Origin of the sequence: Aeromicrobium terrae (assembly GCF_008039565.1) — a bacterium.
GTDB lineage: Bacteria > Actinomycetota > Actinomycetes > Propionibacteriales > Nocardioidaceae > Aeromicrobium > Aeromicrobium terrae.
The window spans coordinates 178,299-195,348 of record NZ_VDUX01000002.1 but is presented as its reverse complement, the minus strand read 5'-3'; the positions used below and the strand labels follow the sequence as shown (position 1 = coordinate 195,348).

Annotated in this window: 22 protein-coding genes; 13 read left to right on the top strand and 9 right to left on the bottom strand. The window is 71.3% G+C overall.

Features of this window, described 5'->3' with window-relative positions; genetic code table 11:
• Positions 1-48: 48 nt before the first annotated feature.
• Positions 49-2,028 (top strand): ATP-dependent helicase, encoded by a 1,980-nt coding sequence (locus tag FHP06_RS04470; RefSeq protein WP_147684204.1) that lies wholly within the window; start codon positions 49-51, stop codon positions 2,026-2,028.
• On the opposite strand, the gene FHP06_RS04465 is transcribed toward FHP06_RS04470, so the two are convergent.
• Complete coding sequence (locus FHP06_RS04465) at positions 2,025-2,849, bottom strand: hypothetical protein (protein WP_147684202.1); 825 nt, start codon at positions 2,847-2,849, stop codon at positions 2,025-2,027. The two genes, FHP06_RS04470 and FHP06_RS04465, sit on opposite strands and share 4 nt — an antisense overlap.
• The gene (gene dapD / locus FHP06_RS04460; RefSeq protein ID WP_147684200.1) at positions 2,846-3,805 is read right to left on the bottom strand and encodes a 2,3,4,5-tetrahydropyridine-2,6-dicarboxylate N-succinyltransferase; all 960 of its coding nucleotides are present in this window, start codon (positions 3,803-3,805) and stop codon (positions 2,846-2,848) included. Before dapD ends, FHP06_RS04465 begins: the two co-directional genes overlap by 4 nt.
• Before the next feature lie 33 nt (positions 3,806-3,838).
• Here dapD and FHP06_RS04455 point away from each other — a divergent pair, with 33 nt between their 5' ends.
• Both FHP06_RS04455 and FHP06_RS04450 read left to right on the top strand, forming a co-directional pair.
• Positions 3,839-4,441 (top strand): VOC family protein, encoded by a 603-nt coding sequence (locus FHP06_RS04455; protein ID WP_147684198.1) that lies wholly within the window; start codon positions 3,839-3,841, stop codon positions 4,439-4,441.
• 13 nt (positions 4,442-4,454) lie between these two features.
• Positions 4,455-5,147, top strand: coding sequence for a VOC family protein (locus FHP06_RS04450; RefSeq protein WP_147684196.1), 693 nt, complete (start codon positions 4,455-4,457; stop codon positions 5,145-5,147).
• On the opposite strand, the gene FHP06_RS04445 is transcribed toward FHP06_RS04450, so the two are convergent.
• Complete coding sequence (locus tag FHP06_RS04445) at positions 5,144-5,647, bottom strand: mycothiol transferase (protein WP_147684194.1); 504 nt, start codon at positions 5,645-5,647, stop codon at positions 5,144-5,146. The two genes, FHP06_RS04450 and FHP06_RS04445, sit on opposite strands and share 4 nt — an antisense overlap.
• Complete coding sequence (locus tag FHP06_RS04440; protein ID WP_222706358.1) at positions 5,644-7,008, bottom strand: DHA2 family efflux MFS transporter permease subunit; 1,365 nt, start codon at positions 7,006-7,008, stop codon at positions 5,644-5,646. Before FHP06_RS04440 ends, FHP06_RS04445 begins: the two co-directional genes overlap by 4 nt.
• Before the next feature lie 36 nt (positions 7,009-7,044).
• On the opposite strand from FHP06_RS04440, the gene dapE reads away from it, so the two are divergent.
• The 6 genes from dapE to FHP06_RS04410 all read left to right on the top strand — a co-directional run bounded on the left by dapE (position 7,045) and on the right by FHP06_RS04410 (position 10,729).
• Positions 7,045-8,106 carry a succinyl-diaminopimelate desuccinylase gene (dapE, locus tag FHP06_RS04435; RefSeq protein ID WP_147684193.1) on the top strand — a complete coding sequence of 354 codons (1,062 nt, stop codon included), beginning with the start codon at positions 7,045-7,047 and terminating at the stop codon, positions 8,104-8,106.
• The gene (locus FHP06_RS04430) at positions 8,091-8,831 is read left to right on the top strand and encodes an LOG family protein (protein ID WP_147684191.1); all 741 of its coding nucleotides are present in this window, start codon (positions 8,091-8,093) and stop codon (positions 8,829-8,831) included. Before dapE ends, FHP06_RS04430 begins: the two co-directional genes overlap by 16 nt.
• 235 nt (positions 8,832-9,066) lie before the next feature.
• Complete coding sequence (locus tag FHP06_RS04425; RefSeq protein ID WP_330999600.1) at positions 9,067-9,612, top strand: DNA-3-methyladenine glycosylase I; 546 nt, start codon at positions 9,067-9,069, stop codon at positions 9,610-9,612.
• Between the two features lie 14 nt (positions 9,613-9,626).
• Positions 9,627-10,148, top strand: coding sequence for a hypothetical protein (locus FHP06_RS04420; RefSeq protein ID WP_147684187.1), 522 nt, complete (start codon positions 9,627-9,629; stop codon positions 10,146-10,148).
• Positions 10,149-10,215: 67 nt separating this feature from the next.
• Positions 10,216-10,377 carry a DUF3117 domain-containing protein gene (locus FHP06_RS04415; RefSeq protein ID WP_019145023.1) on the top strand — a complete coding sequence of 54 codons (162 nt, stop codon included), beginning with the start codon at positions 10,216-10,218 and terminating at the stop codon, positions 10,375-10,377.
• A 7-nt stretch (positions 10,378-10,384) separates the two neighbouring features.
• Positions 10,385-10,729: a hypothetical protein gene (locus tag FHP06_RS04410; RefSeq protein ID WP_147684185.1), complete on the top strand. Its 345-nt coding sequence runs from the start codon at positions 10,385-10,387 to the stop codon at positions 10,727-10,729.
• A 67-nt stretch (positions 10,730-10,796) separates the two neighbouring features.
• On the opposite strand, the gene FHP06_RS04405 is transcribed toward FHP06_RS04410, so the two are convergent.
• Positions 10,797-11,333, bottom strand: a complete 537-nt coding sequence (locus FHP06_RS04405; RefSeq protein ID WP_456236635.1) for an O-methyltransferase — start codon at positions 11,331-11,333, stop codon at positions 10,797-10,799.
• A 230-nt stretch (positions 11,334-11,563) separates the two neighbouring features.
• Here FHP06_RS04405 and sigE point away from each other — a divergent pair, with 230 nt between their 5' ends.
• Both sigE and FHP06_RS04395 read left to right on the top strand, forming a co-directional pair.
• On the top strand, positions 11,564-12,130 hold the full coding sequence (sigE, locus tag FHP06_RS04400; protein WP_147684182.1) for an RNA polymerase sigma factor SigE: 567 nt from the start codon (positions 11,564-11,566) through the stop codon (positions 12,128-12,130).
• A gap of 34 nt (positions 12,131-12,164) precedes the next feature.
• Positions 12,165-12,968: an anti-sigma factor family protein gene (locus FHP06_RS04395; protein ID WP_187271777.1), complete on the top strand. Its 804-nt coding sequence runs from the start codon at positions 12,165-12,167 to the stop codon at positions 12,966-12,968.
• A 4-nt stretch (positions 12,969-12,972) separates the two neighbouring features.
• On the opposite strand, the gene FHP06_RS04390 is transcribed toward FHP06_RS04395, so the two are convergent.
• Together FHP06_RS04390 and FHP06_RS04385 are read right to left on the bottom strand one after the other, a co-directional pair.
• Positions 12,973-13,299: a sec-independent translocase gene (locus FHP06_RS04390; protein WP_147684178.1), complete on the bottom strand. Its 327-nt coding sequence runs from the start codon at positions 13,297-13,299 to the stop codon at positions 12,973-12,975.
• Positions 13,300-13,308: 9 nt separating this feature from the next.
• Positions 13,309-14,481 carry an Mrp/NBP35 family ATP-binding protein gene (locus FHP06_RS04385; RefSeq protein WP_147684176.1) on the bottom strand — a complete coding sequence of 391 codons (1,173 nt, stop codon included), beginning with the start codon at positions 14,479-14,481 and terminating at the stop codon, positions 13,309-13,311.
• 88 nt (positions 14,482-14,569) lie between these two features.
• Here FHP06_RS04385 and FHP06_RS04380 point away from each other — a divergent pair, with 88 nt between their 5' ends.
• Together FHP06_RS04380 and FHP06_RS04375 are read left to right on the top strand one after the other, a co-directional pair.
• Positions 14,570-14,911 carry an ArsR/SmtB family transcription factor gene (locus FHP06_RS04380; RefSeq protein ID WP_187271776.1) on the top strand — a complete coding sequence of 114 codons (342 nt, stop codon included), beginning with the start codon at positions 14,570-14,572 and terminating at the stop codon, positions 14,909-14,911.
• Positions 14,911-15,213: a YciI family protein gene (locus FHP06_RS04375; protein WP_147684172.1), complete on the top strand. Its 303-nt coding sequence runs from the start codon at positions 14,911-14,913 to the stop codon at positions 15,211-15,213. The genes FHP06_RS04380 and FHP06_RS04375 overlap by 1 nt, the downstream gene beginning before the upstream one ends.
• On the opposite strand, the gene FHP06_RS04370 is transcribed toward FHP06_RS04375, so the two are convergent.
• Entirely contained in the window at positions 15,214-15,708 is a 495-nt protein-coding gene (locus tag FHP06_RS04370; protein ID WP_147684170.1) for a DUF1003 domain-containing protein, read from the bottom strand.
• A complete protein-coding gene (locus tag FHP06_RS04365) occupies positions 15,701-16,972 on the bottom strand; it encodes a magnesium transporter MgtE N-terminal domain-containing protein (RefSeq protein ID WP_147684168.1) in 1,272 nt (423 codons plus the stop codon). The genes FHP06_RS04370 and FHP06_RS04365 overlap by 8 nt, the downstream gene beginning before the upstream one ends.
• Positions 16,973-17,050 lie beyond the last annotated feature (78 nt).

The window sequence follows — 17,050 nt, the reverse complement described above, 5'->3', positions numbered from 1 at the left end:
TCCTCAGGCGATTACTCTGGCGCTGATGTCAACCATTTCGGACCCCCGATGATTCCCGACGACCTGCTGCAACGCCTCGATCCCGAGCAGCGCGAGGTCGCCACCACCCTGCGCGGTCCGGTGTGCGTCGTGGCCGGTGCCGGCACGGGCAAGACACGGGCCATCACGCACCGGATCGCCTACGGCGTCGCCACCGGTCTGTACCGCCCGCAGGAGGTGCTGGCGGTCACGTACACCCGCCGCGCCGCCGGAGAGATGGGAGAACGGCTGCGCCAGCTCGAGGCCCCGGGCGTCCAGACCCGCACGTTCCACTCCGCAGCGCTCCGGCAGGCCCGGTACTTCTGGCCGCAGGTCTACGGCAGCGAGTTCCCCGAGGTGGTGCAGTCCAAGTTCGCGCTGGTCGGCGAGGCGCTCCGCCGGGTCGGCGAGCGCGGCGACACCGCCCTGATGCGCGACCTCTCCGCGGAGATCGAGTGGTCCAAGGTCAGCAACGTCCGCGCCGCCGACTACCCGCAGGCCGCGGCGCGCGCCCACCGCGAGGTGGCCGGCATGACCCCCGCCGACGTCTCCGCGCTCCTCGCCGCGTACGAGGACGTCAAGCGTGAGCGCGGCCGCATCGACATGGAGGACATCCTCCTCATCACCGCCGCCATCCTGGCCGACGACGAGCGCGTCGCCGCGCAGGTGCGGCGTCAGTACCGCTGGTTCGTCGTCGACGAGTTCCAGGACGTCAACCCGCTGCAGTCCACGTTGCTCGACCTCTGGCTCGGCGGCCGCGACGACGTCTGCGTCGTCGGCGACCCGCGCCAGACCATCTACTCGTTCGCCGGTGCGTCGCCCCGCCTGCTGACCGACTTCACCCGGAAGTTCCCCGAGGCCGAGCGGCTCGAGCTGGTGCGCAACTACCGCTCCACCCCGCAGGTCGTCGCCGTCGCCAACGCGGTGTTCGGCCGCGGGAACATCGCACCCCTGCAGGCCCAGGCCGCACCGGGTGACCCGGTCACCTACGTCGGCCACCCCGACGAGGTCGCCGAGGCCGCGGCCATCGCCGACGAGATCGCGCAGCTGCACGACGACGGTGTGCCGTACCGCGAGATCGCAGTCCTGTATCGCATCAACGCGCAGTCCGAGACGTTCGAGGAGGCGCTCGGCGAGCGCGGCATCCCGTACACCCTGCGCGGAGGCGAGGGGTTCTTCCAACGGGCCGAGGTCCGTCAGGCGGTCACGCTGCTGCGCGGCGCCGCCCGGGCCGGTCAGGACGGCGCGCTCGTCGAGGAGGTCCGGGCCGTGCTGGCGAGCATGGGTCACACCGACGAGGCGCCGGCCGGCGCCGGCGCGGTGCGCGACCGCTGGGAGTCCCTGCACGCCATCGTCTCCATGGCCGCCGACCTCGCCGAGTCCGACGCGTCGGCCGACCTCACCATGCTCGTCGCCGACCTCGACCGCCGCTCCCAGAGCGCCCACGCTCCCGCGGCCGACGGCGTCACCCTGGCCACGCTGCACTCGGCCAAGGGCCTGGAGTGGGACGCCGTGTTCTGCGCCGGCATGCACGAGGGGATGGTGCCGTACGTGCAGGCCGACACCCCGGAGGCGGTCGAGGAGGAGCGCCGGCTGTTCTACGTCGGCGTCACCCGCGCTCGGCAGGTCCTCGTCATCTCCTGGTCGGCGGCCCGCAAGCCGGGCGGCCGAGGCCAGCGGAAGCCGAGCCGGTTCCTCGACCCGCTGCTCCCGGCCGACCACCCGTCACGCCAGGTCTCGTCCAAGCGCACGGCCCGCAAGCGGCAGGCGTCCGTCGTGGCCGCGCTCCCGCCGGAGGACCGCGCGCTGTTCGAGCGGCTCAAGACCTGGCGGCTCCAGCAGGCCACCGACACCGGCAAACCGGCGTACACGGTCTTCAACGACGCCACGCTGCTCGCCATCGCGGCGTCGCGGCCCAGCGACTCCTCGGCACTCGCCGACGTCCCGGGCGTCGGGCCGGCCAAGCTGGAGCGCTACGCCGACGAGGTGCTGGCGCTGGTCAACAACTAGCTGGCGTCCACCGACACCCGGTTGGCCCGTGCGTCGCCGTCCTTCACCCAGCCGTCCGGGGAGTCAGCAGCAGTCCACCGTCTCCCGTCGAAGGAGATCTCGGTGATCCGCAGCCGGGCGGCGTTGCCCACCAGGTAGTGCGCGAACATCCACCCGCGCGCCCGCACGTCGGCAGCCTTGCCGGACAGCGGGACGGCGAGCGTGTTCTTCTCGACGTTCACCGAGACCTCGCCGAACGCCTTCGTGAGGTCGTCGGCGACGCCGAGGGCCCGGCCGCCGCCGCGCTCCTCGACCTGGCAGGTGAACGACGCCGGGCTGTAGCCGCGCAGGGCCGAGGCAAGCGCGCGGGCGTAGTCCTCGTGCTGGGCGTAGGCGCCGGGATGGGCGGACCGTTGCACGCGCTGCGCGGCGTCGGTGATCGCCATCGAGCCGTAGCCCTTCACCTTGGCCAGGCCGTCGTAGAACTTCGCGATCGAGTGGAATGGGTCGAGGATCTGCTCGCGCGTGCCCCACCCCTGGGACGGCCGCTGCTGGAACAGGCCGACGGAGTCGCGGTCGCCGTAGTCGATGTTGTGGATCTTCGACTCCTGGAACGCCGTGGCGATGGCGATCGTCGTGGCGCGGGGCGGCATGCCGCGGCGCTGGGCGACGGCCGACATCAGGGTGGTCCAGCGGGCCTGTTCCAGGTCGATCTGGGCCCGCGTCGTGCCGACGTCGGCGACGCAGTACTCGCTGCGGGCGGGCTCGCGGTCACGGACCACGATGGCGACGAGCAGCCCCGCGACCAGCAGTCCGGCGACGACGATCCAGCGCAACCTCATTCGTTGGCGTGCAGCTCGGAGTTCAGCTCGATGCCGGTGCGCTCGCCTCGCGGCCGGGCCTCGAGGACGCCCGTCTCGGTGTTAGTGAGGAACAGGATGCCGTCCTGGCCGGACAGCTCGGCGGCCTTGACCACGCTGCCGTCGGGCATCCGCACCTTGCTGCCGGCGGTGACGTACGTGCCGGCGGCGACGACGCAGTCGTTGCCGAGGGAGATGCCGATGCCGGCGTTCGCGCCGATCAGGCTGTTCTCGCCGACGCTGATGACGGTGGTGCCGCCGCCGGAGAGCGTGCCCATGATCGAGGCGCCACCGCCGACGTCGGACCCGTTGCCGACGACGACGCCGGCGGAGATGCGGCCCTCCACCATCGCGGTGCCGAGCGTGCCGGCGTTGTAGTTGACGAAGCCCTCGTGCATCACGGTGGTGCCCTCGGCGAGGTGGGCCCCGAGGCGCACGCGGTCGGCGTCGGCGATGCGGACGCCGGACGGCACGACGTAGTCGGTCATGCGCGGGAACTTGTCGATGCTGGTCACCTGCAGCGGGATCCCGGCGGCACGGGCGCGGGCGCGTGTGGTCTCGAACCCCGGGACGGCGCACGGACCGATCGACGTCCAGACGACGTTGGTGAGCAGCCCGAAGATGCCGTCGAGGCTCTGGCCGCGGGGCTGCACGAGCCGGTGCGACAGAAGGTGCAGTCGCAGGTAGACGTCGTAGGCGTCGGTGGGCGGCTGCTGCAGGTCGTCGATGACGGTGTGCACGACGACGGTCCGGACCTGCCGGACCTTGTCCTCGCCCGACAACGCCGTCAGCTCCTCCGGCTCGCGCGTGCGCTCCGGAGCCGCGCCGAGCCGGGGCTCGGGGTACCAGACGTCGAGGACGCGACCGCTGTTCGAGGCGCCGTCCGTGAGGGTCGCGACGCCCCAGGCGTGAGCGCCGGGGGAGGACTGCTCGGTCATGGCTCCCAACGTATCGGGGCATACGATGAGTTGATGCCTCTGGTGACGTTCGCCGGTATCCGCATGCACGTCAACGACCTCGCGGTCGTCGAGCAGTTCTGGGCGCCGACGCTCGGCTCCGCGCTCGAGCAGACGGTCCGCACCGAGGTCGTGACCGAGCCGTACACGGTGAAGAACCGCGTGCACCTCGACGTGTTCGACGCCTCGCTGGCGCCGTACGAGGGGCTCGAGCTGGTGAACGAGCCGGGACGGTTCCCGTGGACGACGTTCCACGCGCCGGAGGGCGACGACTTCTGCGTGTTCGTCGTCGACTCCCCGGGGGAGTACCGGCTCAAGGCCGTGGAGGTCGACTGCGTCGACGCGGAGGTGTCCGCACGCTGGTGGCAGGGGGTGCTCGGCGGCGAGCTCAGCGTGGACGACGAGGACTGCTGGTCGATCACCGGCCTGCCCGGCGTGCCGTTCGAGGGCCTCGACTTCGCCGCGGTGCCGGAGCCGAAGACCGTGCCCAACCGCGTGCGGTGGGAGGTCCGGCTCGCCGGCGGCACGGTCGACGACCTGGTCGCCGCCGGCGCGACCGTGCTCAGCGAGACGGATCTCGCCGACCCCGAAGGCAACGAGTTCTGTCTGGTCCCGTGACTAGGTTGGGCCCATGCCTCTGGTGACGTACAAGGACCTCTGCATCGACGTCAACGACATCGCGGTCGCCCGTGACTTCTGGGCGCCCACGCTGGGGCTCTCGGTGAAGGACCTCGGGGCCGACGATCCCGACGGCATCGCCCTCGTCGGCCCGTACCCGCAGCACACCATCTGGCCGTGCGTCGTGCCGGAGCCGCACCCCGTGAAGAACCGGGTGCACCTCGACGTCGTGGCCTCGTCGCTCGAGCCGTTCGAGCAGCTGCCGCGGCTCAGCGAGCCCGGCGAGTTCCCCTGGACGGTGTTCGCCGACCCGGAGGGCAACGAGTTCTGTGTCTTCGTCGTCGACAACCCGGGCGAGCTCCGGCTCAAGGACGTCGTCGTCGACGCCGCCCACCCGAAGGCCATCGCCCTGTGGTGGCAAAGCGTCTGGGGCGGCGACCTCGGCTCCAAGCCGGAGAACGACTGGTACTGGATCGACAACATCCCCGGGGCGCCGGTGGAGTCGTTCGACTTCGTCCCGGTGCCCGAGCCCAAGACGGTCAAGAACCGCGTGCACTGGGACGTCACGCTCGCCGACGGCACCGTCGACGACCTGGTCGCCGCCGGTGCCACCGTGCTGCGCGAGCCGGACGACGAGATCCGCTGGACCGTCATGGCCGACCCCGAGGGCAACGAGTTCTGCGTCTTCGCGCCCGCGGACGTCTAGGAGCGCTGCGCGACTCCGACCACGTAGGCCGCTTGGCCGACGTGCTGCAGGCAGTCGCCGAGCACGCTGACCAGCCGCGCTGACGCCGTGACCGGCGGGTCCCAGCGCTCGTCGACGACGCGGGCCAGCTCCTCGCTGTCCAGACGCTGCAGGTACGAGCGCGTCATCGCGTCGACGTCGGCGTGGTAGCCGGCGAGCAGGTCCGGCGCCACGCGCACGGCCGCGACGTCGTCGCTGCTCTGCCCGTAGCCGGTGGCATGGTCGTCGAACGGCAGGCCGAACCGGTCCCGCCACTGCTCCCAGACCTGGTCGACGCCCGCGAGCTCGGCCACGTGGTCGTCCTGGACGCGGCTGAGGTGCCACAACAGCCAGGTCGGCGTGTTCGCCTCCGGGTCGACGCGGAACGTCGCGCTCTCCTCGTCGAGATCCGCGCAGGTACGGCGCACGAGCTCGGCGACCCGGTCGAAGGCGTCGTCGAGCAGGGTGATCGTGTCGGTCATGGGTCTCCTCCTGGGGTGGTGGTGGCGATGGCGACGAGGGCGGCGATCCCGAACAGGATCGCGGTGGCAACCGCGAGCTGGTGCAGGCCGGCGACGAACGCCACCGTGTGGGCCGGTCGTCCGGCCGCCGCGCCGTAGGCCGCCACGCCGACGGCTCCGGCGGCCTGCCGCGAGGTGTTGTTGACGCCGGAGGCGAGGCCCGACCTCGCGGGATCGGCGGCGCCGACAGCGGCGGCCACCACCGCGGGCGTCAGCAGGCCGATGCCGATGCCCCAACCGAGGGTCGCCGGCAGCAGGACGGCGTACGACGAGTCCGGCTCCAGCCGTGTCATCAGCGCCACGCCGGCTCCGGCGAGCAGCAGGCCCGCGGCCATGGGCACGCGCGGGCCTTGCTGAGCGGTCCATCGGCCGGAGATCGGCGCGATCACCGTGAGCGGCAGGAACAGCGGGAGCAGCGCGACGCCGGCGCGGAGCGGGGAGTCGCCGTGCACCGACTGGAGGTAGAGCGTGACGACGAACAGCAGGCCGAGCGTGCCCAGGTTCATGGCCCCGGCGATCAGTGTCGCGCTGGTGAACTCGAGGCGCCGGAACAGCGAGAGCGGCAGCATCGGATCGGCCTGCCGCTTCTCGGCGAGCACGAAGGCGCTGCCGAGTGCGAGGGCCGCCACGATCGATGCGTCAGCCGTAGGTCCTGGCCCGGTCCGCCCGAGCTCGATGATCGCGAAGACGAGCGAGGCCAGGGTGAGCGCTGCCAGGGTCGCTCCGGCCCAGTCCACGCGACGCCGGGTCGCCGGCCGGTCGTCGGCGACGATGCGGATGGCCACCGCTCCCGCGACCACCGCGATCGGAACATTGATCAGGAACACCGAGCGCCAGCCGACCGCGTCGACGAGCGCGCCGCCCACGATCGGCCCGGCCGGGAGCGCGCAGCTGCCCACGGCGGCCCACACGCCGATGGCTCGGGCCCGCGCCCGCCGGTCGGGTGCGCTGTCGACGACGATCGCGAGCGTCCCGGGCAGGAGCAGCGCGGCTCCCACACCCTGCACCGCGCGGCTCGCCAGGAGCACGCCGATGGTCGGCGCCAGTCCGCAGGCGAGGGAAGCAGCCGCGAAGATCCCCAGCCCGAGGAGCACGATCCGCCGGTGACCCCGGACGTCGCCGACCGCCCCGCCGACCAGCAACAGTGCTGCCAGCGCCACGGCATACGCGTCGACCACCCACTGCAGCCCGTCCACCCCGGCGCCCAGGTCCGCGTCGATGCGAGGCAGGGCGACGTTGACCGCCGTCACGTCGAGGAGGACGAGGAAGTACCCGACGCACATCACGAGCAGGACGAGCCGCCCCCGTTGTTCGTTGCTCATCACTACCCACTGTGCCTCGCGTGGGAGAGTGGGGCCATGGCAAGCCTCGACCTCTCCCGCGACGTCGTCACCCTCACCGCGGACCTGGTCGACATCGCCTCCGAGAGTCAGCAGGAGCAGGAGATCGCCGACGCCGTCGAGGCCGCGCTGACCCCGCTGGCGCACCTCGAGGTCGTCCGCGACCAGCACTCGATCGTCGCCCGCACCTCGCTGGGCCGCGACGAGCGCGTGGTGATCGCCGGTCACCTCGACACGGTCCCGGCCAACGCGAACCTGCCGTCGCGCCTCGACGGGGACGTCCTCTGGGGCCTCGGCTCCTGCGACATGAAGGGCGGTGTGGCCGTCGCCTTGCGGACGGCCGCCACCGTTCCGGAGCCCACCCGCGACGTCACCTACGTCTTCTACGAGGCTGAGGAGATCGCGGCCGAGTTCAACGGTCTCGGCCGCCTCGCCCGGGAGCGCCCCGACCTGCTGGCCGCCGACTTCGCGATCCTCATGGAGCCGTCCAACGCCCAGGTCGAGGCCGGTTGCCAGGGCACGATGCGGGTGGACGTCGTCACCCGCGGAGAGCGTGCCCACTCCGCGCGGTCCTGGAACGGCGTCAACGCGATCCACGCGGCGTCGGACGTCCTGGCGCGCCTGACGAGCTACGAGCCGCGCCAGGTCACCATCGACGGGATGCTCTACCGCGAGGGCATGAACGCGGTGGGCATCAGCGGGGGCGTCGCCGGCAACGTGATCCCCGACGAGGCGCGTGTCTCGGTGAACTACCGGTTCGCGCCCGATCGCAGCGAGTCCGAGGCCCTCGCGCACGTCCGCGACCTGTTCGACGGGTACGAGCTCGTCGTCACCGACAGCGCGCCCGGCGCGCTCCCCGGACTGGACCGTCCGGCCGCCGCGGCCTTCATCGAGGCGATCGGCGTCGACGTGGCGCCCAAGTTCGGCTGGACCGACGTCGCCCAGTTCAGCCAGCTCGGGGTGCCGGCGGTGAACTACGGACCGGGCGACCCGCTGTACGCCCACAAGGCGGACGAGCACGTGCCGGTGGCACACCTGACGGCGGTCGAGGAGGCACTGACCAGATGGCTGACGAGATGATCGAGCGCGAGAGTCACAAGGGACCGGTCCGGCTGCGCCGCGGTCACCTCGAGACGAGCACCACGGACCAGCGGCTGCTGGACTCCCGCGGCCCCGGCGAGTGGGTGCACACCGACCCGTGGCGCGTGTTGCGCATCCAGGCGGAGTTCGTCGAGGGCTTCGGCGCGCTCGCGGAGCTCGGCCCGGCCGTCAGCATCTTCGGCTCGGCCCGGATCAAGCCCGACGACCCCACGTACGAGAAGACGCGGCTCATCGCGGAGAAGCTCTGCCAGCGGGGCTACGGCATCATCACCGGCGGCGGCCCCGGCGTCATGGAGGCCGCCAACCGCGGCGCGAGCGAGTGCGGCGGCGTGTCCGTCGGTCTCGGCATCGAGCTGCCGCACGAGCAAGGCCTGAACGACTGGGTCGACCTCGGCATCAACTTCCGCTACTTCTTCGTGCGCAAGACGATGTTCGTGAAGTACGCCCAGGGCTACGTCGTGATGCCCGGTGGCTTCGGCACGATGGACGAGCTGTTCGAGGCGCTCACCCTGGCCCAGACGCAGAAGGTCACGTCGTTCCCGATCGTGCTGTTCGACACCGCGTACTGGGGCGGCCTGATCGACTGGCTGCGCGACACGATGCTCCAGTCGTCCAAGATCAATGCCCCGGACCTCGACATGCTCAAGCTCACCGACGACGTCGACGAGGCCGTCGAGTTCTTCGACGCCGTCGCGCCGGGATGACGGTTTACCAGGTTCTGTAGGGAAGGTTCCACATCTCAAGGCGAATCTGCCCGGTGATGTGTCGGTTTGCCTCGGTACGTTCTACGTCACGGCGTCGGGCTGTGACGGTCCGACGTCACCACCTCACATCACCTACCAAGGGAACCTCGCACCCCTCACGGCAGATCTGCCCTGAGGAGTGCGGATTTGCCTACTGAACCTGGTAAACCGCGGCCGGGCGGAGAGGATGAGGCCCATGGACGTCGTTCGCTGCCCCTGGGGCGCCGACCCGGCGATGCAGGAGTACCACGACACCGAGTGGGGGCACGAGCTGCGCGGTGACGTCGCGCTGTTCGAGCGGCTGAGCCTGGAGGCGTTCCAGTCCGGCCTGTCGTGGGCGGTCATCCTGCGCAAGCGCGAGGGCTTCCGCGCGGCCTTCGACGGGTTCGACCCCACCGCCGTGGCGGAGTACGGCGACGCCGACGTCGATCGCCTGCTGGCGGACGCCGGCATCGTCCGCAACCGGCTCAAGATCGAGGCCACGATCAACAACGCCCGCGCGATCCTGGCGATGGACGAGTCGTTCAGCGACCTGCTGTGGTCGTTCGCGCCGCCGGCGCGCCCCGCCCCGGTCACGTTCGCCGACGTCCCGGCCCAGACGGTGGAATCCGCGGCCATGGCCAAGGAGCTCAAGCGACGCGGGTTCCGGTTCGTCGGACCCACCACCGCGTACGCCCTGATGCAGGCCACCGGAATGGTCGACGACCACCTCGCGGGTTGCGCGTTTCGACCCACTCGCTGACGTACGCTGGCGGCATGTCGTCGCGTGCCTCCCGATCCCCCCGTTCCGTCGTCGCCGCCGTCCTCCTGGTCAGCGCTGCGGCAGCGGTCGCGGCCGGCGTCGTGGTCGGCACCACCACCGTCCTCGTGGCCACCGGCGTCTACGCCGTCGTGGCCGGCGTCGTGGCCACCCTGGTCACCCGGTCGCAGGTCCGCGCCGTCCGCCGGCAGTGGGCCGGCGACCGCGCCCTCCAGGCGTCCGCGTACCGCGACCGGGTGAAGGCCCGCTCGCAGGAGCAGATCGCGTTCGCCGAGGACATGGCCGCCAAGGTGGCAGCGCGGCAGGCCCGCGTCGAGCGCCTCGAGGCCGCCATCGCAGCCGCCGAGCGTCGTCGTGACGAGCTCGGGCAGTCGCTCGCCGACGAGCAGGAGCGCGCCGCAGCGCTCGAGGCCGAGCTCCAACAGCTCCGTCAGGCCCTCGCCGCGAGCGAGGCCGCCGAGAAGCGGGCCCGCGCCGAGCTGGTCGCCTGGGAGTCCGAGGCGACGCGCACGGCCTAGGCACCATGGGCGATAATGGTCTGTATGTCCCGCTGCCCGGTGGGACGCCCAGACGAGAGGGGAATCCATGGCGGCCATGAAGCCTCGGACCGGCGACGGACCGATGGAGGTCACCAAAGAAGGACGCTGCATCGTCATGCGCGTCCCGCTCGAGGGCGGAGGCCGTCTCGTGGTGGAGCTGAACAACGAGGAGGCCGCGACGCTGGGCGACGCCCTCAAGGCTGTCTGACCCGCTGATGCACGGTCTCACGGTGCGGTGGTCGCTCGCCGGCGCCGCACCTGACGTCCTCGACGAGCTGCGCGCCTACGTCGAGGACGTCTCGTTCGCGAACTTCGCTGGCCTCGACGGCCTGCGGTTCAAGTCCTGGCGCGCTCGCCCCGGTGAGTGGTTCGAGGGCAGCTACGCCTTCGCCACCGCCGAGGCCCGCGAGGCGTTCCAGACCCGGTTCGAGGCCGGAGCCGCCGAGTCGCCCGGGAGCCGGATCATCGGCAGCGCGCCGGTGACCATCGAGGCGTGCGAGATCGTCGCCGTCGTGGAGGGTCCGGAGAGCTTCCGCGCGTCCGCGACGTTCGAGCGCTAGGTGGCTTCGACAGGCTCAACCACCGAGGCTCGCTTCACCCACGGTCCTTGAGCTTGTCGAAAGGACGTCAACCGATCAGCTGGGCGGCGAGGAGACCGTCGCCGACGGGCAGCAGCACCGGGCGCAGTCGCTCGTCGTTGGCCACCTGCTGGAGCAGCTCGCGGATGGCGGCGGTCTGCGGGTCGCGCTGCGTCGGGTCGGCCACCCGGTCGTGCCACAGCGCGTTGTCGAACGCGATGACGCCGCCGGGCCGCACGAGCCGCAGCGCCTGCTGGAGGTACTCGCCGTACTCGACCTTGTCGCCGTCGAGGAACACCAGGTCGTAGGCCGCGTCGGTGAGCCGGGGCATGACATCGAGCGCGGACCCGGCGATCAGGCGGAAGCGCTGTGGAGCGATGCCGGCCTCGGTGAAGACCTCCCGCGCGTGACGCTGGTTCTCGGCCTCGAGGTCGACGGACGTGAGGACGCCGTCGGACGCCATGCCGCGCAGCAGCCAGAGACCGGAGACGCCGGTGCCGGTGCCGACCTCGGCCACGGCCTTGGCGCCCAGGACGGACGCCAGGAACTGGAGGGCCGCACCGCCGGCGGGGCCGATCGGGGACACCGAGACCTCCTCGGCGCGTCGCCGCGCGGCCGCGAGGTGGTCGTCCTCGCTCAGGTAGCTCTCGACGTACTCGAGGCTGGCTTCGGTGGCGATGGTCGGCTCCTTCGTCAGTACTCGGGCTCAGCCTAGCGAGACACGCGCGCCGAGCGCGGGATCCCACTCCGGTGGAAAATGGGGAACGGTCAGCCTGCTCTGGGCGTTCTCTCAGGCAGAAGATCGACGATCGAGGCATGGAAGCAGACGACGTGGAAACCCGGACACCCACCTGGGACGACATCGTGGCGGAGCACTCCGCCCGGGTGTACCGGCTCGCGTACCGGCTCACCGGCAACCGTCAGGACGCCGAGGACCTCACTCAGGACGTGTTCATCCGCGTCTTCCGCTCGCTCGACTCGTACGAGCCCGGCAACTTCAACGGCTGGATCCACCGGATCACCACCAACCTCTTCCTCGACCGCGTGCGCCGCACCTCGCGCATCCGGATGGATGCGTTCGCCGAGGGCGCCGAGGATCGCCTCCTGAGCGAGGAGGTGCTGCCGGAGGCCGTCGTCCACGACGCCGCGTTCGACCCGGACATCGAGGCGGCGCTGGCGTCGCTGCCCGAGGAGTTCCGCGTCGCGGTCGTGCTCTGCGACATCGAGGGGCTCAGCTACGAGGAGATCGCCCACGTGCTCGGCATCAAGCTCGGCACGGTCCGCTCGCGCATCCACCGCGGCCGGACCCAGCTGCGCGACGCCCTGGCCCACCGCGCGCCCGGTCGTGGCCGCACCCGCGTCCTCGGACCGATCGGAGCCTGACTTGGCGCACCTCGGGAACGATGTCGCAGCATTCGTGGACGGGCAGCTGTCGCCCGAGGCCATGGATGCTGCTGCGTCACACCTCGAGGGGTGCGTCGACTGCCGTCTGGCGGTCCACCAGCAGCAGCAGCTCAAGGCACGCATGCGTGAGGTCTTCGCTCCGGAGCCGCCGCCCGGCCTGCTGGAGTCGCTGAGCACCCTGCCCCAGGCTCCGCCGAGCAGCCCCTCATGGCTGAACCGTCTCCTCAGCTCGTCCTTCCTCGGCGCCAGCCTGGTCGTGCTCGGCGCGTCGATGGCGGTCGTGGCGGTCGCGTACATCATCGGAGCGCCCGAGGACGCCGTGGCCGACGAGGTCACGCCACCGTTCGACCGCTACACGGCCGAATACGTCGAGGTCGGCCGGCCCACCGGCTCGCTGACCACCGATGCCCTGGACGAGCTCGACGAGTACGGCTGGCCCTGCCACGCGCAGCTGGGCGCCGGGCTCGAGCGGGTCGCCGGCCGCTGGCAGAGCCGCGGCAGCACCGTCGCCCTGGTCTACGCAGGCGACGGGCAGCTGCTGAACCTGTTCGAGCAGACCGGCGTGCTGTCGAAGGACGCGCTGCGCGGCTTCGAGCAGCGGCGCTACGCCGACCACCGGGTCTGGGTGCGCGACGGCCACCCGCGCGTCGTCACCTGGGACGCCGACGGCATCACGTACACGATCGTCACGGACCTCGACGACTCGGCGCTGACCGGCGCCATCGCCGATCTGCCTCGGCCCGAGGACGAGCCGGACCTGGTGCAGAAGGTGGGCAACGGCCTGAACCGGATGACCACCTGGATGTCGGCGGCCTGATCTTCTAGGTCGCCTCGGCGTCGAACGGCGGCTGCTCGCCGGGGTTCAGGGGCCGGTCGTTCGAGGACGTCGGCGTCCGCGGCTTCGACGCCGGGGCGTCGAGGATGTTTCGGCGGACGACCTCGCGGGGGTCGAGGTCGCGGAGGTTGAGGTTCGACAGGTCTTGACCCATCTCGCGGCCGAGGTCGTTCTTGGCGTTCTCCGCCATCCGCCGCACGGTGCGCACGAAGCGGCCCGCCTGCTTGGCGAGGTCGGGCAGCTTGTCGGGTCCGAAGACGATGATGGCCACGACGCCGATGAGGGCGATCTCGGGCCAGCCCATCCCGAACATGCTGGGACTCTAGCGTCCGGCGGGGGAGAGCCCGAGCTGCATCCCGGCCAGGCCGCGCGAGCGACCGCTGAGCTGGTCGGCCACACCCTGCAGCACCTTGGCCGCCTCGGTGTCGGGGTCGCTGACCACGATCGGCTCGCCGGTGTCGCCACCGACGCGCAGCTTCTCGTCGAGCGGCACCTGGCCGAGCACCGGGACGTCGTAGCCGAAGCGGTGGCTCAAGGTCTTCGCGACGGTGGCGGCGCCGCCGGACCCGAAGATCTCCATGCGGTCACCGGTGGGGGTGACGAGGTACGACATGTTCTCCACGATGCCGACGACGCGCTGGTGCATCATCGACGCCATCGTGCCGGCGCGCTCGGCCACCGACGCGGCGGCCTGCTGCGGCGTGGTGACCACGAGGACCTCGGCGTTCGGCAGGTGCTGGCCCAGGCTGATGGCCATGTCGCCGGTGCCGGGCGGGAGGTCGAGGAGGAGGGCGTCGAGGTCGCCCCAGAAGACGTCGCTGAGCATCTGGACGAGCGCGCGGTCGAGCATCGGGCCGCGCCATGCGACGACCTGGTCCTTGCGCGGCTTCAGCATGCCGACGCTCATGACTTGGATGTCGGTGCCCGTGGCGTTGGGCACCGGGACGGGCATGATCATGTCCTCGACCTGGGTCGGGCGGCGGTCGCCGACGCCGAGCATGTCGGGGATCGAGTGGCCGTAGATGTCCGCGTCGATGACACCGACCTTCAGGCCGCGCTGCGCCATGGCGAGCGCGAGGTTGACGGTGACCGAGGACTTGCCGACGCCGCCCTTGCCGGACGCGATCGCGTAGACCTTGGTGAGGGAGCCGGGCTTGGCGAACGGGATCTCGCGGTCGCTGTGGCTGCCGCGCAGCTGGTCGCGCATGGACTTGCGCTGCTCGTCGGTCATGACGCCCATGTCCACCACGACGTCGGCCTCCGGGGCGATGCCCTTGACGGCGGCGGTGATGTCGCGGTTCAGCGTGTCCTTGAGCGGGCAGCCGGCGACGGTGAGCAGCAGGCGCACGGTGACGCTTTCCGCGCTCCCGGACCCTGTCGAAGGGTTGATCGTGACGGCGTCGACCATGCCGAGCTCGGTGATCGGACGCTTGATCTCCGGGTCGTTGACGGCGCTGAGCGCCTCGCGGACCTGCTCTTCGGTGACGGAAGCCATGTCCTCCATCGTACGGGCCGGCGTCTGGCCCTTGACCGGCGCTGGCGGACTCCCTACAGTTAACTCAGAAGTTAACTATTGGAGCGCGATGATTCCCCAGGACCTCGACGACGTGCTGGCCGCCCTGGCCAACAAGCACCGGCGCGAGATGGTCTACGTCCTCGGCCTCCAGCCGATGGCGATCAGCCAGCTGGCCGACATGCGGGACCTGTCGCTGCCGGCGATCCACAAGCATGTCGCCGTGCTCGAGGACGCCGGGCTCGTCACGCGTCGCAAGCGCGGGCGGACCACCTACCTGACGCTCGAACGCAACGCCATGCGCGGCCTGCAGGACTGGCTCGCGCAGTTCCACACCTACTGGGGCAGCGACGACGCGTCGCTGGCCAACTACGACCGCCACCTCGCCCGAGCTGGCGCCGAGAAGGGCTGATGACCATGAAGAAGTTCGTGCTGCTGTACCAAGGCACCCGCGACCAGGTGCCCACCGAGGAGAGCTCCGCCGCCTGGATCGAGTGGTTCGCGTCGCTCGGCGACGCGGTGATCGACGCCGGCAACCCGTTCTCGCTCGGCCGCCAGGTGAGTGCCGACGGCACCACCGACATCGAGCGGTCCGACGAGGGCGTCACCGGCTACACGCTGATCAACGCCCCCGACCTCGACGCCGCCGAGAAGATCGCGCTGTCGCACCCGATCGTGCGCTCCATCCAGGTGTTCGAAGCGGTACCGATGTAGTCAGTCGTCGGTGTCGTCGTCGCGGTCGTCGTCCTCGAGCGACTCGAGGAGGCCGCGCAGCTCGCCGCGGATGAAGTCGCGGGTGGCGACCTCGCCGATGCCGAGGCGCAGGCTCGCGACCTCGCGGGCGAGGAACTGCATGTCGGCGTGCGACTGCGCCGTGGCCTCGCGGTCCTGCTCCTGCTGGACGCGGTCGCGGGACTCCTGCCGGTTCTGCGCGAGCAGGATGAGCGGCGCGGCGTACGACGCCTGCAGCGACAGGATCAGCGTCAGGAAGATGAACGGGTACTCGTCCCAGCGCGGCCGGTCCGGGCCCCAGGAGGAGTTCCAGATGATCCAGACGACGATGACCAGCGTCATCCAGGCCAGGAACGTCGCCGTGCCCATGAACCGGGCGAAGGACTCCGAGAACCGGCCGAGGCGGTCGGCGTCCTGACGCGGCCGCAGCGAGCGGCGGCGGGCGCGCGGCTGGTCGAGGCGGCCGGTGTCAGCCATGGGAGGCCACCTCCTCGGCCGCGGTCGCGTCGGCGTCGCGCTCGCGCCAGCCCTCGGGGAGGAGGTGGTCGAGCACGTCGTCGATGGTGACGACGCCCAACAGGTGCTGGTTCTCGTCCACCACGGGCAGAGCGACCATGTCGTACGACGCGAGCAGGCTGGCGACGTGCTCCAGGCTCGCGTCAGGCCGCGGCCAGTCGATGTCGTTGTCCGCGAGCTGGCCCACGAGCGTCGACGGCGGCTCGCGCAGGAGCGCCTGGAAGTGCACGACGCCGAGGAAGCGCCCGGTGGGCGTCTCGACGGGCGGGCGGCAGACGTAGACCATCGATGCGAGCGCCGGGCCGAGCTCGGGCTCGCGCACGCGGGCCAGCGCCTCGGCCAGGGTGGCGTCGGGCGGCAGCATGACCGGTTCGGTGGTCATCATGCCGCCGGCCGTGCGGTCCTCGTAGGTGAGCAGGCGGCGGACGTCCTCGGCGTCGTCGGGCTCCATCAGCTGCAGAAGGTGCTCCGACGTGGCGAGCGGCAGCTCACCCAGCAGGTCGGCCGCGTCGTCGGGGTCCATCTCGCCGAGCACGTCGGCGGCCCGCTCCGGGTCGAGCACCCCGAGCAGCTCGACCTGGATCGCGTCGGGCAGCTCCTCCAGCACGTCGGCGAGCCGCTCGTCGCCCATCTCGCCCGCGACCTCGGTGCGGCGCTTGGGCGGCAGGTCGATCAGGGCGTTGGCGAGGTCGGCCGGCCGCATCTCGTCCATCATCGCGAGCAGGTGCGTGGCGCCCTGGCTCGGCTCCTCGCCGGCGAGCCCGCTGGCCTCGTCCCACTCGACGACCTGCGTCGGCCCGCGGCGGCCGAAGCGCTTGCCGCCCTCCTGCACCGCGAGGTGGCTGACGAACCAGTCGTGCCGCGGATCCTGCTCGATGGCGAGGTCGTAGACCGTGCCGCGCCGGTCGTCGGGCAGCGTGACGACGCGGTCGACGAGCTCGTGCATGGCGAGCGTCTCGTGGCGGCGCTTCTCGAACCGGCGGACGTTGAGCACGCCGGTGGTGATGACCTGCCCCGAGTCGAGCGACGTCACCCGGGTGATGGGCAGGAACACGCGGCGGCGGCCGAGCACCTCGACCACCAGGCCGACGACACGCGGCCGCTGGCGCGCCGTGCGCACGGCGACGACGACGTCGCGGAGCTTGCCCACCTGGTCGCCCGCGGGGTCGAACACGGCCTGCCCGACGATCCGGGACAGGAAGATCCGACTGGGCGTTGCGCTCACGCTCCGACCCTACCGGCGGGGACGGCGGTCACCGGGAAACCCCGGCGCGGCACCTCGGGCCGGACGTACGCTCCGCGA